At 72.9% G+C, this 14,314-nt stretch carries 10 protein-coding genes and 1 tRNA gene; 10 read left to right on the top strand and 1 reads right to left on the bottom strand.

From position 1 onward, the window contains the following. Positions 1-33: 33 nt before the first annotated feature. Both MRBLMG1_RS16755 and MRBLMG1_RS16750 read left to right on the top strand, forming a co-directional pair. A complete protein-coding gene (locus tag MRBLMG1_RS16755) occupies positions 34-1,470 on the top strand; it encodes an MFS transporter (protein ID WP_367824816.1) in 1,437 nt (478 codons plus the stop codon). 137 nt (positions 1,471-1,607) lie between these two features. Beyond that, positions 1,608-1,841 carry a hypothetical protein gene (locus tag MRBLMG1_RS16750; protein WP_017239283.1) on the top strand — a complete coding sequence of 78 codons (234 nt, stop codon included), beginning with the start codon at positions 1,608-1,610 and terminating at the stop codon, positions 1,839-1,841. Here MRBLMG1_RS16750 and MRBLMG1_RS16745 read toward each other — a convergent pair. Next, positions 1,820-3,040, bottom strand: a complete 1,221-nt coding sequence (locus MRBLMG1_RS16745; RefSeq protein ID WP_367824815.1) for a glycosyltransferase 87 family protein — start codon at positions 3,038-3,040, stop codon at positions 1,820-1,822. The two genes, MRBLMG1_RS16750 and MRBLMG1_RS16745, sit on opposite strands and share 22 nt — an antisense overlap. Before the next feature lie 124 nt (positions 3,041-3,164). Between MRBLMG1_RS16745 and MRBLMG1_RS16740 the strand changes: the two genes are divergently transcribed. The 8 genes from MRBLMG1_RS16740 (at position 3,165) to MRBLMG1_RS16705 (ending at position 14,299) form a co-directional block, all read left to right on the top strand. Beyond that, positions 3,165-3,237 (top strand) — tRNA-Ala (locus MRBLMG1_RS16740). Positions 3,238-3,571: 334 nt separating this feature from the next. Further along, positions 3,572-6,445: a leucine--tRNA ligase gene (gene leuS / locus MRBLMG1_RS16735; protein ID WP_367824814.1), complete on the top strand. Its 2,874-nt coding sequence runs from the start codon at positions 3,572-3,574 to the stop codon at positions 6,443-6,445. Between the two features lie 123 nt (positions 6,446-6,568). Further along, positions 6,569-7,285, top strand: a complete 717-nt coding sequence (locus MRBLMG1_RS16730; protein WP_367824813.1) for a hypothetical protein — start codon at positions 6,569-6,571, stop codon at positions 7,283-7,285. Between the two features lie 100 nt (positions 7,286-7,385). Then, the gene (locus MRBLMG1_RS16725) at positions 7,386-8,231 is read left to right on the top strand and encodes a DegV family protein (protein WP_367824812.1); all 846 of its coding nucleotides are present in this window, start codon (positions 7,386-7,388) and stop codon (positions 8,229-8,231) included. A gap of 807 nt (positions 8,232-9,038) precedes the next feature. Next, entirely contained in the window at positions 9,039-9,467 is a 429-nt protein-coding gene (locus tag MRBLMG1_RS37325; protein ID WP_414721594.1) for a helix-hairpin-helix domain-containing protein, read from the top strand. Positions 9,468-9,883: 416 nt separating this feature from the next. Continuing rightward, on the top strand, positions 9,884-12,343 hold the full coding sequence (locus tag MRBLMG1_RS16715) for a ComEC/Rec2 family competence protein (protein ID WP_367824810.1): 2,460 nt from the start codon (positions 9,884-9,886) through the stop codon (positions 12,341-12,343). 67 nt (positions 12,344-12,410) lie between these two features. Continuing rightward, entirely contained in the window at positions 12,411-13,031 is a 621-nt protein-coding gene (locus MRBLMG1_RS16710) for a winged helix-turn-helix domain-containing protein (protein WP_367824809.1), read from the top strand. Positions 13,032-13,036: 5 nt separating this feature from the next. Next, positions 13,037-14,299, top strand: coding sequence for an MFS transporter (locus MRBLMG1_RS16705; RefSeq protein WP_367824808.1), 1,263 nt, complete (start codon positions 13,037-13,039; stop codon positions 14,297-14,299). Positions 14,300-14,314: the final 15 nt, after the last annotated feature.

Below are 14,314 nucleotides of genomic sequence, written 5' to 3'. Positions count from 1 at the left end.
TTACCCGTATCCGATCGCCGTCACGCTCGTCGCATGACCCCGACCACGACACGTCCCGTACTCAGTAAAGACCGTGGCACCGACAACCGCCCCGGAGTACTGCTCGGCGTGGTGCTCGCCGCCCAGTTCATGGCGCTCCTCGACGTCTTCATCGTCAACGTCGCCGCCCCCACCATCCGTACCGAACTCGACGCGTCCGGAGCCGCGCTCCAGCTCGTCATCGCCGGATACACCATCGCCTACGCGGTGTTGCTGATCACGGGAGCCCGCCTGGGCGACCTGCTGGGGCACCGGCGCATGTACCTCGGCGGCCTCGCCCTCTTCACCGCCGCCTCCCTCGCCTGCGGACTCGCGGCGGGAACAAGCCAGTTGATCGCCTTCCGGCTCGCGCAGGGCGCGGGATCGGCCCTGATGATCCCGCAGGTGCTGAGCCTCATCCAGCGCAACTTCACCGGCGAGCACCGGGTCCGCGCCCTCAGCGCCTACTCCGCGGTCCTGGCCACCGGCGCCGCCGCCGGCCAGGTCGTCGGCGGCATCCTGGTGAGCGCCGACCTCTTCGGCACCGGCTGGCGGCCGGTCTTCCTCGTCAACGTCCCGATCGGGCTCGTCCTGCTCGTCCTCGGCGCCAGGATCCTGCCCCGGGACGCCCACGGCGGGCCCACGCGTGCGCGTGGCCTCGACCTGCCGGGCCTGCTCCTGCTCGCGGCCGCCGTGTCCCTGCTGACCGTCCCCCTGGTCCTCGGCCAAGAGCAGGACTGGCCGCTGTGGTCCTGGCTCTCCCTCGGCGCCTCCCTGGTGTTCCTGGTGGCGTTCGGCGCGTACGAGTCGGGGCTCGCCCGCCGCGGCGGCGCGCCGCTCATCGCCCCGCGGGTCCTGCGCATCCCCGGCATGGGGCGGGCCGTCCTGTGGATCACCGTGGCGATGGGCGTCAACGCGGGTTTCCTGTTCACCCTCACCCTGCACCTCCAGGGCGGGCTCGGTCACAGCGCCCTGCGTGCCGGACTCACGTTCGGTCCCGCCGCCGTGGTGTTCGGCGTCGTCGGGCTCACCTGGCGGCGCTGGCCGGCCCGGCTGCAGCGCGTGCTCGTCCCGGGCGGGTTCCTGCTCGCGGCCGTCGCCGCCGTCGCCGTCGGCGGGCTGCTCGGGGACGGCGGCTCGGGCGGCTGGGGGCTCTACCCGGCCCTGGGCGCGCTCGGCGCGGGCATCGCACTGGCCTTCAGCCCGGCGCTGACCGGTGCGCTGGCCACCGTACGGGCCGAGGACGCGGCCGACGCCAGCGGTCTGCTCGCCACCGTCACCCAGCTCGGCCAGCTCATCGGGGTCGCCACCTTCGGCACGCTCTTCCTCGGTCGCCTGACCGCTCCCGGAGCGCAGAGTTCCGCCGACGCGCTGTGGGCCACCGCCCTCGCTCTGGCCGCCGCCTCGGTCGTGGGCGCCGCCTCGGCGGGGCTGCCGCGCCGAGCACGCTGACCCTCTTGCGGGGCCATGGCAGAATCGGACGGCCGGAGGGGGACGAGGCTCCGGACGGGAGGGTGACCCAAGTGCTCGGCGACAACGGCGGGGCGTCCTGTGGGTGCACGGCCTGCGGCCACGGCTGGAGCTGATCGATGGGTGCACACAGGCGGAAGTGCGACTGGTGCGGCAGCGGCACGCCCATCGTGCGCGACATGGATCCCGTCAACACCGGTTTCCAGTACTGGTGCGAGGAATGCGCGCGGGCGCTGATCATAAAAGGCGACCCGATCGAGACGTACCGCGAGCTGGAGGGCGAGCCGATCTACGGTCGGCTCCTCGACGAGCACTGCACCCTCAAGCGGTTCTACTCCTTCGCCACGGCCTGACGCCGCAGCGTCAGCGCGTACCCCACGAGCAGCGCCGTCGTCGTCAGCGGGTAGATCGCCGAGAGGAGCATCTGCCCGGCGTTCTGGTCCAGTTCGGGACGGCCCGGGTCGTGCGGCACCCACCAGAGCGCGAACGAGGCGAAGGCGAGGGCGACCGCCCCCGTCACCGGCCACGCGCGCGTGGCGCGGTCCGCGAGCAGGATCAGCAGCGGCACGCACCAGACCCAGTGGTGGGACCACGAGATCGGGCTGATCATCAGGGCCGTGAACGCGCAGACGACCACGGCCACCGCCTTGTCGCCCCGCACCGCGGCACGTACCGCGAGGACCATCGCCGCACCGCCCAGGACGGCCGCGGCCACCGCCCACCACATGCCCGGGTCGTCGGTGTGCATCAGCCGCGCCAGGACGCCGCGGATGGACTGGTTGCCGGTCTCCTCGGCGAAGCCGACCCGGCCCGTCTCGAACAGGGTCTGGGTCCAGAACCGCTTCGAGTCCGCCGGCAGGACCAGCGCCACGGCCAGCGTGGTCCCCAGGAACACCCCGGTCGCCGTGACCGCCGTGCGCAGCCACTGGTTCCAGGACCGGTCCCGGCGCCACAGCAGCAGCCCCGCGGCCAGCAGCAGGACCACGAAGAGTCCCGGTGTGAGCTTCACCGCGGTCGCCAGACCGATGCCCAGACCGGCCCAGCGGCTGCCCTCGCGGCGGGTGAGGTCCCAGAGCACCGCCACCGCTATCAGCAGGTTGATCTGGCCGTACCGCAGCGTCGTCCACACCGGCTCGCACCAGACCGCCACCGCGGCGACCCAGAGCGTCGTGCGCCACAGGTCCGTGCGGGACAGCGACGGGCGGACCAGCTGGAGCGAGAGCTGGACCAGGGCGACGACCAGGAGCAGGTTGCCCGCGGTGCTGAGCGTCCGCATCAGCGGGACGCCCACCAGGGTCAGCGGGACGAACAGCAGGGCCGCGAAGGGCGGGTAGGTCATGCCGAGGTTCGCCGAGGTGGCGCGCATCGCGTACAGGTCGCCGCCGGCGCGGACCGTCTCGCCCTCGGCCCGGTAGACCATCACGTCGAGCATGTTCACGTGGGCGAGGCGTTGCGCCACCCAGAAGGCCGCGAACGAGAGCAGGCAGACCGCCGCGGCGGTGGCCAGGGGCCACGGCCGGGCGCGGGTTTTCGAGAGCACGGAGACGGACACAGTCGGCGACCCTACCCGCCTGGTCAGAGGGGTCCGGAGAATGGATTTGGAGATCTGCCCGAGGGCCGGTTAATGTTCTGTCTGTCGCCGCGAGGGAAACCGAAACGGAGACGGGAAACAGCAAGGGGCTATAGCTCAGTTGGTAGAGCGCCTGCATGGCATGCAGGAGGTCAGGAGTTCAATTCTCCTTAGCTCCACAGAAGAGAAAGCGGGCCACCCGGACAGGGTGGCCCGCTTCTTTGTCATCACCCCGCTTCTCCGTCACCACCCCTTCCACGTCATCCCCTCCGTTACCCCGCCTCGTGATCACCCCCGCCATCCCCGGAACGCCGGTGCGGCCCGTGCGGGCCCTGCGGTACCCTGGCGCCATGCGTGCCGTACGCCTCCTGCTTACCGAGCCGCGCTGACCAGTCCCGGCGGAAACAGACACTCCGTCGGAGTCGGCGCGGCATCCCCTCCTGTGCGAGGGGATTTTTCATTTCGGGCAGTCAGTGGCCGTGGGCAGAGACGATCGATGGAGCTTCAAGGACCATGACCGAGATCAATACGGCCGCCGAGACGGCGGCCCCGCATCGCTACACGGCAGCCATGGCCGCCGACATCGAGGCACGCTGGCAGGACTTCTGGGACGCCGAGGGCACCTACGAGGCGCCGAACCCCACCGGTGACCTGGCGGGCGATCCCGCGGTCGCCGCCCGGCCCAAGAAGTTCATCATGGACATGTTCCCGTACCCCTCGGGTGCGGGACTGCACGTCGGCCACCCGCTCGGCTACATCGCCACGGACGTCTTCGCCCGCCACGCGCGCATGACGGGGCACAACGTGCTGCACACCCTGGGCTTCGACGCCTTCGGTCTGCCCGCCGAGCAGTACGCCGTGCAGACGGGCACGCACCCGCGTGTGTCCACCGAGGCCAACATGGAGAACATGAAGGTCCAGCTGCGCCGGCTGGGCCTGGGCCACGACAAGCGCCGGTCGTTCGCCACGATCGACCCGGAGTACTACAAGTGGACCCAGTGGATCTTCCTGCAGATCTTCAACTCCTGGTACGACGACGAGGCCCGCAAGGCACGTCCGATCGCCGAGCTGATCGAGCAGTTCGAGAACGGCACGCGTGAGATCCCCGGCTCCACGCGCGCGTGGAGCGAGCTGACCGCCGCCGAGCGCTCCGACGTCCTGGGCGAGTACCGCCTGGCGTACGCCTCCGAGGCACCCGTCAACTGGTGTCCCGGCCTGGGCACCGTCCTGGCCAACGAGGAGGTCACCGCCGACGGACGCTCCGAGCGCGGCAACTTCCCCGTCTTCAAGTCCAAGCTGCGCCAGTGGAACATGCGGATCACCGCCTACGCGGACCGCCTGCTGGACGACCTGGACGGGCTGGACTGGCCCGAGGCCATCAAGCTGCAGCAGCGGAACTGGATCGGCCGCTCCGAGGGCGCCCGCGTCGACTTCCAGGTCGGCGACACCGGCGCGATCACCGTCTTCACCACCCGCCAGGACACCCTGTTCGGCGCCACCTACATGGTCCTGGCGCCCGAGCACGACCTGGTCGAGAAGATCGTCCCGGCGGCCTGGCCCGAGGGCACCCACGACGTGTGGACCGGCGGACACGCCACCCCGTCCGAGGCCGTCGACGCCTACCGCAAGCAGGCCGCCTCCAAGTCCGACGTCGAGCGCCAGGCCGAGGCCAAGGACAAGACCGGCGTCTTCACCGGCGCGTACGCGACCAACCCGGTCAGCGGCGAGCAGGTCCCCGTCTTCATCGCCGACTACGTCCTGATGGGCTACGGCACCGGCGCCATCATGGCCGTCCCGGCGCACGACACCCGCGACTTCGCCTTCGCGCGCGCCTTCGAGCTGCCGATGCGCTGCGTCGTCGAGCCGAGCGACGACCGCGGCACCGACCCGTCGACCTGGGACGACGCCTTCGCCTCCTACGAGGCGAAGCTGGTCAACTCCGCCAACGACGCGATCTCCCTGGACGGCCTGGGCGTCGTCGACGCCAAGGCGAAGATCACCGCCTGGCTGGCCGACCGCGGCATCGGCGAGGGCACCGTCAACTTCCGGCTGCGTGACTGGCTGTTCAGCCGCCAGCGGTACTGGGGCGAGCCCTTCCCGATCGTCTACGACGAGGACGGCGTCGCCCACTCGCTGCCCGAGTCGATGCTGCCGCTGGAGCTGCCCGAGGTCGAGGACTACTCGCCGCGCACCTTCGACCCGGACGACGCCGACACCCGGCCCGAGACCCCGCTGTCCCGCAACGAGGACTGGGTCAACGTCACCCTGGACCTGGGTGACGGCGCCGGTCCGCGCCGCTACCGCCGCGAGACCAACACCATGCCCAACTGGGCCGGCTCCTGCTGGTACGAGCTGCGCTACCTGGACCCGCACAACTCCGAGAAGCTGGTCGACCCGGAGGTCGAGCAGTACTGGATGGGCCCGCGCGAGGGCATGCCGACCGGTGGCGTCGACCTGTACGTCGGCGGCGCCGAGCACGCCGTGCTGCACCTGCTGTACGCGCGCTTCTGGTCCAAGATGCTCTTCGACCTGGGCCACGTCTCGTCGGCCGAGCCGTTCCACAAGCTGTACAACCAGGGCATGATCCAGGCCTTCGTCTACCGGGACGCGCGCGGGATCGCCGTGCCGGCGGCCGAGGTCGAGGAGCGCGACGGCGGCTTCTGGTACCAGGGCGAGAAGGTCAGCCGCGTCCTGGGCAAGATGGGCAAGTCCCTGAAGAACGCGGTCACGCCCGACGAGATCTGCGCCGAGTACGGCGCCGACACGTTGCGCCTGTACGAGATGGCGATGGGCCCGCTGGACGTGTCCCGCCCCTGGGACACGCGCGCGGTCATCGGCCAGTACCGGCTGCTGCAGCGCCTGTGGCGCAACATCGTCGACGAGTCGACCGGCGAGGTCACCGTCGTCGACACCGCGCCCGACGAGGACACGCTGCGTGCCCTGCACAAGGCGATCGACGGCGTGTCGCAGGACATGGCGGGGATGCGCTTCAACACCGCCATCGCCAAGATCACCGAGCTGAACAACCACCTGACGAAGGCCGGCGGTGCGATCTCCCGCCCGGTCGCCGAGCAGCTGGTCCTGCTGGTCGCCCCGCTGGCCCCGCACATCTCCGAGGAGCTGTGGCGCAGGCTGGGCCACGCCGACTCGGTCGTCCACCAGGACTTCCCGGTCGCCGACCCGGCGTACGTCGTCGACGAGACCGTGACCTGCGTCGTGCAGATCAAGGGCAAGGTCAAGGCCCGCCTGGAGGTCTCCCCGTCGATCACCGACGCGGAGCTGGAGACGCTGGCGCTGGCCGACCCGCACGTGGTCGCGGCGCTGGGCGGCGCGGAGATCCGCAAGGTGATCGTGCGCGCGCCGAAGCTGGTCAACATCGTCGCCTAGCGACGCATAGGGGTTTCCCCTACGGGCAGGTTGGGGGTTCGATTGGAACCCCCGGCCTGCCTGATCCGTTTACGGTGGAGATACCACAGCCGTGGGGACTCGACGGATGCCGGAGGGGCACACATGGAAGCCACGATTATCACGATCATGGCGCTGCTCTTCTTGTCCTTCGTGGCACTCGGGGTGTTCGTCACCGTGAAGGTCGCGAAGGCCGCCAAGCGCGGTGTCGACCGCACCATCGACCAGGCCCGGCGCACGGTCGAGGACACCACGCTGCGGGCCAAGAGCTTCGGCCAGGCCGGGGTCGCGAGCGAGCTGGCCCGGCTGCGCCTCACGCTGCGCACCTCCATGCGGGCCACCCAGGAGGCACTGCAGGCGGGCGCCGTCGAGGACGCCTCCCTCAAGGAGTCGCTCGAACTGTTCCACCGGCTCAGCGCACACGGGCTCGAACTGGACGGCGACCTCAAGCGTCTGGAGCGGGAGCCCGACCGGTCCTGGGTGGCCGGACAGCTCCCCGATCTCACCGCGCGGACCGAGCGGATCACCGGCTCGGCCGACGCGCTGCGGCGCGCGGCCCGGGACCGGGCCGTCAGGTTCGCCGAGGACGACCTGTCGACGCTCAGCGCGCAGATCGACGTCGAGGCGGGCGCCCTGCGCCACTGGACCGGACCGGAGGCCACGCCGCGGACGGCGCCCGGCACCGCTCCCGGTGCCGGAGCCGCGCGCGGCGGTGCTCCCGGGACGGCGCCCGGAGCGGAGCCGTCCGCGATCACGGCGCCCGACCCCCGGCGGACCGCCTACCCCTGGGAGAAGAGCGCCCGGCCGGAGACCACCACCTGAACCGGAGACCACCCCCTGACGGAGCGGCCGCCCACGGGCGGGACGTCCCCCAGGGGGGTCGGGCTCCCGAGCGGCGGCCCCGGCGGGTAACCTCCCGCTCATGTCCCGGCATGTCGCGATCGTCACCGATTCCACGGCCTATCTGCCACGCCAGACGAGGGAGCGGCACGAGATCACCACGGTCCCGCTGACCGTCGTCATCGGCGACCGGGCCCTCGAGGAGGGCACCGAGATCTCCGCCGTGGCCCTCGCCGAGGCCCTGCAGAAGCGGCGGCCCGTCACCACGTCGCGCCCGAGTCCCGAGGTGTTCGCCGCCGCGTACCGCGAGGCGGCCGCGGCCGGGGCGACCGGCGTCGTCTCGCTCCACCTCTCCGCCGAGGTCTCCGGAACCTATGACGCCGCCGTCCTCGCGGCGAAGGAAGCGCCCCTGCCCGTACGGGTGGTCGACACCCGCATGATGGGCATGGCACTGGGCTTCTGCGCCCTGGCGGCGGCGCGGGTCGCCGAGTCGGGCGGCTCCCTCGACGAGGCGGTCGCCGCGGCCGAGAAGCGCGCCGCGGGAACCTCCGCCTACTTCTACGTCGACACCCTGGACTACCTGCGCAGGGGCGGGCGCATCGGCACCGCGCAGGCGCTCCTCGGATCGGCCCTCGCCGTCAAGCCCCTCCTCGAACTCGACGGCGGGCGCATCGAACTCCGGGAGAAGGTGCGCACCGCCTCCAAGGCCGTCGCACGCCTGGAGGAGATCGCCGCCGAGCGCGCCGGATCAGGCCCCGTCGACATCGCCGTGCACCACCTCTCCGCACCCGAACGCGCCGCCGCCCTGGCGGACCGGCTCAGGGAGCGCGTACCGGGAGTCGGAGAGCTCCAGGTCAGCGAGGTGGGCGCGGTCATCGGCGCGCACACGGGCCCCGGACTCCTCGCGGTGGTCGTCTCGCCGCGCTGACACCGCCCGTCGTCACCGCCCCCGTCCCCCGGGAGAGTGACGGAGTTTTCCACAACGGCCACCCCTTCCACGGAACGAAGGTGAGCCCCGCACGGCGGGTTCGTGACTCCTACCGTCACGACCATGACTCTTCGTACACGCATCGCATCGACCGCTCCCCGGACCACGGGCTCCACGGGTCCTTCGACGAGTGGGCCCGGCCGGCCGCCGGGCTCGGACGGACGGAGCCGCACCGGCGGACGCGGCAGCTCCCCGGGCAGGGCCGGGAGGCGCGCCCGGGTGCGGCGCGTCGTCGCCGTGCCGGGCGCCGCCGCGCGGCAGCGGGGGGAGGCCATGTTCCCTGCGGCGGCGCCGCCGGTGGAGCCCGAGACATGGGAGCCGCCCCCGGAGGTACGGGAGGAACCGGCGGCGCCGGAGCGCGGTTCGCCGCCCGGAGTGCGGGCGCGACTGGCGGCGGTCGTCCGCGAGCGGACGCCGGTCTGGGTGCAGACGAGGTGTGGCCTGGAGCCGAGGACGCTGGCCGCGCTGACGGTGCTCCTCGTCGTGGCCGCGGGACTCGCGGGCGCGCACTTCTGGACGGGGCGGCCGGAGCCGGTGGGTGCCCCCGAGCTCATCCGGGCCGCCCGTGAGGCGACGGCACCCGAGGCGCCCGGCGTACCGGGCCTGCGGGCAGGGCCTGGGTCTGGGGCTGCGGCTGCGGCTGGGGGTGGGCCGGGTTTGGGGCCGGGGCCGACGGTGGGGTCGGTGGCGGCCGCGGCTTCGGGGGCGTCCGGTGCTTCCGCTGCTCTCGGAGGTTCCGGGGCGAAGGTGGTCGTCGACGTGGGCGGGAAGGTGCTCAGGCCCGGAGTGCTGACCCTGCCGGCGGGCTCGCGGGTGGCGGACGCCCTGCGGGCCGCCGGCGGGGTGCGTCCGGGCGCCGATCTCACCGGACTCAACCGGGCCCGCGTCCTGTCCGACGGCGAGCAAGTGCTCGTCGGTGTACCAGGGATGCCGTCCGGCGGAGCCGGTTCGGGCGCCGGGAGTCCGGGTGGTGGTGCGCCCGCGGTGCCGCTGAGCCTCAACACGGCCACGGTGGAGCAGCTGGACACCCTTCCCGGCGTCGGCCCGGTCCTCGCCCAGCACATCGTCGACCATCGCGTCGAGCACGGCGGATTCCGGTCGGTCACCGAACTGCGGGAGGTCAACGGCATCGGCGAACGCAGGTTCGCCGACCTCGAACCGCTGGTCCGGCCATGAGGCGCGGCACGGTGCCCGGGGACGAGGGGCCGGTGGATCTCCGGCTCGTTCCGCTCGCGGTCGCGGCCTGGGCGGCCGCCGCGTGTGCGCTGGGGGCCACGGGGTGGTGGACGGTGGCCGGTGTCGTCGGCTGTCTCGTGGGGGCCGCGGTCCTGCTGGTCCCCGCGTCGGCCCGGCGGCTCGGGGGCGGTGGCGGTGCTTCGGGCGTCTCCGGGGAGTGCGCCGCTGGGGAGCGTGCCGACGGGGGGTGTGCCGTGGGGTGGGCGACGGAGGGGGTTGCGGAAGCGGAGGGGGCTGCGGAAGCGGCGGGCGCGGCGGAGGCGGCGGGCGCGGCGGGTGAGGTGTCCGGGTCCGGGGTGCCGGTGCTGTCTGTGCTCCCGGGGCTGTCAGCCGTCCCGGTGGCGTCCGCGGTGCGCATGGGGGACACCCCGTCTGTGGTGGATGCCTCGTCCGTGGTGGATGCGGTGCCTCCGGTGGATGCGCGCCGGGCGGCGCGGGCCTCGTCCGTGGTGGACGCCGTGCCTCCGTCGGGCGCGCGTGGGGCGGGGCGGGCCTCGCCCGGGTGGCGGCTGCGGGCGACGGCGTGTGCCGGGGTGCTGCTGTGCGCGGCGGCCGGGGCCGCCTCGGCGGGGCTGCATGCGGCGGATCTGCGGCGCGGGCCCGTGCCGGCGCTGGCGGAGGAGTACGCGCGGGTTCGGACGGAGGTGACGGTGACCTCCGATCCACGGCTGACCAGGCCCCGGGTGCGGGGCGACGCGATGGCTCCGGTCTCGGTCGTCATGGACGGCGAGGTGACCCGGGTCGAGCGGTTGAACGGATCGGTCCATCGGACCCGCGCGCCGGTGCTGGTGATCGTGCCGCCGGGCGAGGAGCGGGCGGAATGGCTGCGCCTCCTTCCCTCCACGCGGCTGCGGGTCGGCGGCAGGCTGGCGCCACCGCTGCGTGCCGGTGAGCCGTTCGCCGCGGTGCTGAAGGCCGACGGGGCGGGACCGCCGACGATCGTGGGCCCGCCGAGCGGGCCGCAACGGACGGCGGGGGAGCTGCGCGCCGGGCTGCGGAGGGCGACCGACGGGCTCGACCCGGACGCGCGGGCCCTGCTGCCGGGCCTGGTCGTCGGGGACACGTCCCGGATCGGCCCCGAGCTGCGGGACGCCTTCGAAGCGGCCGATCTCACCCATCTGCTGGCGGTCTCCGGCAGCAACCTCTCGATCGTCCTGCTACTGCTCGTGGGGCGTCCCGGGCGGGCGCACCATGTGGAGAGGGGCGGGCTCGCACCCCGGCTCGGTATGTCGCTGCGGGCGACCGCGCTGGCCGGGGGAGCGCTGACCGTGGCCTTCGTGGTCGTCTGCCGGCCCGATCCGAGCGTGTTGCGCGCCGCGGCCTGCGGGTTCGTCGTGCTGCTCGCGATCGGCACCGGCCGCCGGAGATCACTGCTGCCCGCACTGGCCGCCGCCGTCCTCGTCCTGGTGCTCTACGACCCCTGGCTCGCGCGGAGTTACGGATTCCTGCTCTCGGTCCTGGCCACCGGATCCCTGCTGACGCTCGCCCCGCGGTGGAGCGAGGCGCTGCGGCGGTGCCGGGTGCCAGGCCGGCCGGCGGAGGCGCTGGCCGCCGCGCTGGCCGCGCAGGCGGTGTGTGCTCCGGTCGTGGTGGTGTTCGCCGCCCGGGTGAGCCTGGTCGCGATTCCGGCGAACCTGTTCGCCGAGCTCGCGGTCGCGCCGGCGACCGTGCTCGGATTCGCCACGCTCGCCCTCGCGCCGGTATGGACGCCGGGCGCGGAGGGCCTGGCGTGGGTGGCGGGATGGCCGGCCGCGTGGATCGCGTGGGTGGCCCGCAGGGGTGCCGCGCTGCCGGGGGCGGAGCTGGAGTGGCCCGGAGGGTGGTGGGGTGGTCTGGCCCTCGCGCTACTCACGGCCCTGGTGGTGTTCGGGGCGCGCAGGCTGCCGCACCGGGGGCCGGTCGCCGTGCTCCTGGTTGTGCTGCTCCTGGTCGTGGTGGTACGACCGGCGCCGCTGCCCCGATGGGTCAGCGGGTGGCCGCCGCCGGGGTGGGTGTTCGCGATGTGCCAGGTGGGGCAGGGGGACGCGACGGTGCTCGCGGCGGGCGGGGACGCCGCGGTGGTGGTGGACGCGGGACCCGACCCCGTGGCGGTGGACCGGTGCCTGCGGGAACTCGGGGTGAGGCGGGTGCCGTTGCTGGTGCTCACCCACTTCCACGCGGACCACGTGGCAGGGCTGCCGGGTGTGCTGCGGGGTCGGTCCGTGGGGGCGATCCAGACGACGGGGCTCGAAGAGCCGCCGGCCCAGGCGGCGTTCGTGCGGCGGACGGCCGCCGCCGCGCGGGTGCCGCTGATCCCGGCGGGTCCGGGGGAGGAACGGCGGGTGGGGGCCCTGGAGTGGCGGGTGCTCTGGCCTCCGGCGGATTCCGGGAGTGCCTCGGGACGGACGGCGGCTTCCGGGGGTCCGGACGCTTCGGGGCGGTCGGGCGTTTCCGGGGTGTCGTCCGCCGGGCCGAACGATGCGAGCGTCACGCTGCTCGTCCGTACCGGGGGAGGGGTGACTCTGCTGCTCCTCGGTGATCTGGAACCGCCGTCGCAGCGGGAGTTGTTGCGGGCCCATCCCGGTCTTGAGCCGGTGGACGTGCTCAAGGTCGCGCACCACGGATCCGCGCACCAGGACCCCGGGCTGATGGACGCGGTACGGCCGAGGCTCGCGCTGGTGTCGACGGGGCGGGACAACCCGTACGGGCATCCGTCGCCCCGGACGGTGGAGGCGCTGCGGGCGGGCGGCGCCCGGGTGCTGCGGACGGATCTGGACGGGGCGATCGCGGTGGTGGGGGCGGGACGGGGGCTCGTGGCCGTGCCGAGGGGATGGTGAGGGCTTGTAGAGGAATCTTTGTAAAGAAATCCTTGTAAAGAAGTCTTTCTAAAGATAGGTTTTCAACATGCCGGAGACCAGTGAGCCGCCCCCCGGAGGCGAGCAGCCCCGCAGCATCCGTCTGACCGACCCCCGCGCCCTGCGGGCCTATGCCCACCCCCTGCGAATGTCCCTCGTGGGGCTGCTGCGCAGCAGTGGACCCTTCACCGCCACCCGGGCCGCCGAGCTGACCGGCGAATCCGTGGCCAGTTGCTCCTACCACCTGCGCATACTCGCCAAGTACGGGCTCGTGGAGGAGGCGCCGGGCGGGCGGGGGCGGGAGAAGCCCTGGCAGGCCACGGCCCGGTACACGGAGTGGCCCGACTACAGCGAGGACGCGACCATCGCGGAGGCCGCCGACGCGCTGAGTGCCGCGGTCGCCGAGCGCTACTTCGAGCGGGTCACCCGTGCCATGGAGAACCGCCACCGGCTGCCGAGGGAGTGGCGGGAGGCCGAGCAGTTCGGCGACTCCCTGCTCCACCTCACCCCCGAGGAGCTGATCGGGCTCGGAGAGCGGATCGACGCCCTGCTCCGGCCCTACGAGGCACGCGAGTCCGACCCGTCCCTCAGGCCCGAGGGCGCGCGGCAGGTCAGCATCCTGCGGGTCGCCTACCTGGACCAGGACGTCCCCGACAGTGAAGAGGAGTGAGGGGAATGGCCCTCGTGGAACGTGTACCGGCACTGCTGCGCGAGCGTGCCTTCCGGCGCTACTGGACCGGCCAGACCGTCTCCCTCACCGGCGACCAGATCTCGCTGATCGCCATCCCGCTCGCCGCCGTCCTGATCCTCGGCGCCGACGCCGCCGCGATGGGCTGGCTCAAGACCGCCGAACTGCTGCCCACCCTCCTGTTCAACCTGCCGCTCGGCGCCTGGGCCGACCGGCAGGCGCACCGCAGACGCGCGATGATCGCGGCCGACCTCGGCCGGGCCGCGCTGATGCTGACCCTCCCCGTGGCCTACGCCCTCGACGCCTTGACGCTCGGTCAGCTGTACGCGGTGGCCTTCGGGGTCGGCGCGCTCACCGTGCTCTTCGAGGTCTGCAACACCACGCTCCTCGTCGCGCTCGTGCCCACCGAGAGCTACGTTCAGGCGAACGCCCTGGTCAACGGCAGTCGCTCGATGTCTTGGCTCGCCGGGCCCGGGATCGGCGGCGTCCTCGTGCAGGTGCTCACCGCTCCGTTCGCCCTGGTCGCGGACGCCCTCACCTACGTCGTGTCGGCCGGCTACCTGGCCCGGATCAAGCCCGTCGAACCCCCGCCGGCCCCCGTGGCCAAGGGGCACTTCACCGAGGGGCTGCGCTGGGTGTTCCGGGAGCGCTCGATGCGCGCGCTGTTCGCGGCCTCCGGCACCGTCCAGTTCTTCAACTACATGTTCCACACCCTCTTCGTGCTCTACGCGTCGACCGAACTCGGCATCGGCGCGGGCCTGCTCGGCCTCATCCTCGGAGCCGGAGCGGTAGGCGGGCTCATCGGCGCGGCGTGCGCCGGATCGGTCGTCCGGCGGATCGGCGTCGGACCCTCACTCGTCGTCGGCTTCCTCGGATTCACGCTGCCGCTCCTGCTGATACCCCTGGCAGGCGGGCCGCTCCCGCTGGTGGTGGCCGTGATGTTCGCCGCGGAGTTCCTCTCCTGCGTCGGGGTGATGATCGCGGACATCGCCGGGGGCTCGTTCCAGATGGCGCTGATACCCGACGCCGTACGGGCACGGGTCATGGGCGCCTACCGGACGCTCAACCACGGCTTCCGCCCGCTCGGCGCGCTCGTCGGCGGCCTGCTCGGCACCGCGATCGGCCTGCGTCCGACGCTGTGGATCGGCACCGCCGGCGCCGTGCTCGCCGCGCTGTGGCTGCTGCCCTCGCCGCTGCCGCGGATGCGCGAACTGCCCACGAGGGAAGAGGAGTCGGTACCCGTCGGCTAGGGGGCGTCCGACGAC

Source organism: Streptomyces sp. LMG1-1-1.1 (assembly GCF_040815545.1).
In the GTDB taxonomy this organism is placed as follows: domain Bacteria; phylum Actinomycetota; class Actinomycetes; order Streptomycetales; family Streptomycetaceae; genus Streptomyces.
This window is presented reverse-complemented; position numbering and strand designations above follow the sequence as displayed.

Coding starts and splice junctions, on each gene's coding strand:
- MRBLMG1_RS16710 (WP_367824809.1), top strand. CDS start 12,411: ATGCCGGAGACCAGTGAGCCGCCCCCCGGAGGCGAGCAGCCCCGCAGC.
- MRBLMG1_RS16715 (WP_367824810.1), top strand. CDS start 9,884: ATGGGGGACACCCCGTCTGTGGTGGATGCCTCGTCCGTGGTGGATGCG.
- MRBLMG1_RS16705 (WP_367824808.1), top strand. CDS start 13,037: ATGGCCCTCGTGGAACGTGTACCGGCACTGCTGCGCGAGCGTGCCTTC.
- MRBLMG1_RS16750 (WP_017239283.1), top strand. CDS start 1,608: ATGGGTGCACACAGGCGGAAGTGCGACTGGTGCGGCAGCGGCACGCCC.
- MRBLMG1_RS16730 (WP_367824813.1), top strand. CDS start 6,569: ATGGAAGCCACGATTATCACGATCATGGCGCTGCTCTTCTTGTCCTTC.
- leuS (WP_367824814.1), top strand. CDS start 3,572: ATGACCGAGATCAATACGGCCGCCGAGACGGCGGCCCCGCATCGCTAC.
- MRBLMG1_RS16725 (WP_367824812.1), top strand. CDS start 7,386: ATGTCCCGGCATGTCGCGATCGTCACCGATTCCACGGCCTATCTGCCA.
- MRBLMG1_RS16755 (WP_367824816.1), top strand. CDS start 34: ATGACCCCGACCACGACACGTCCCGTACTCAGTAAAGACCGTGGCACC.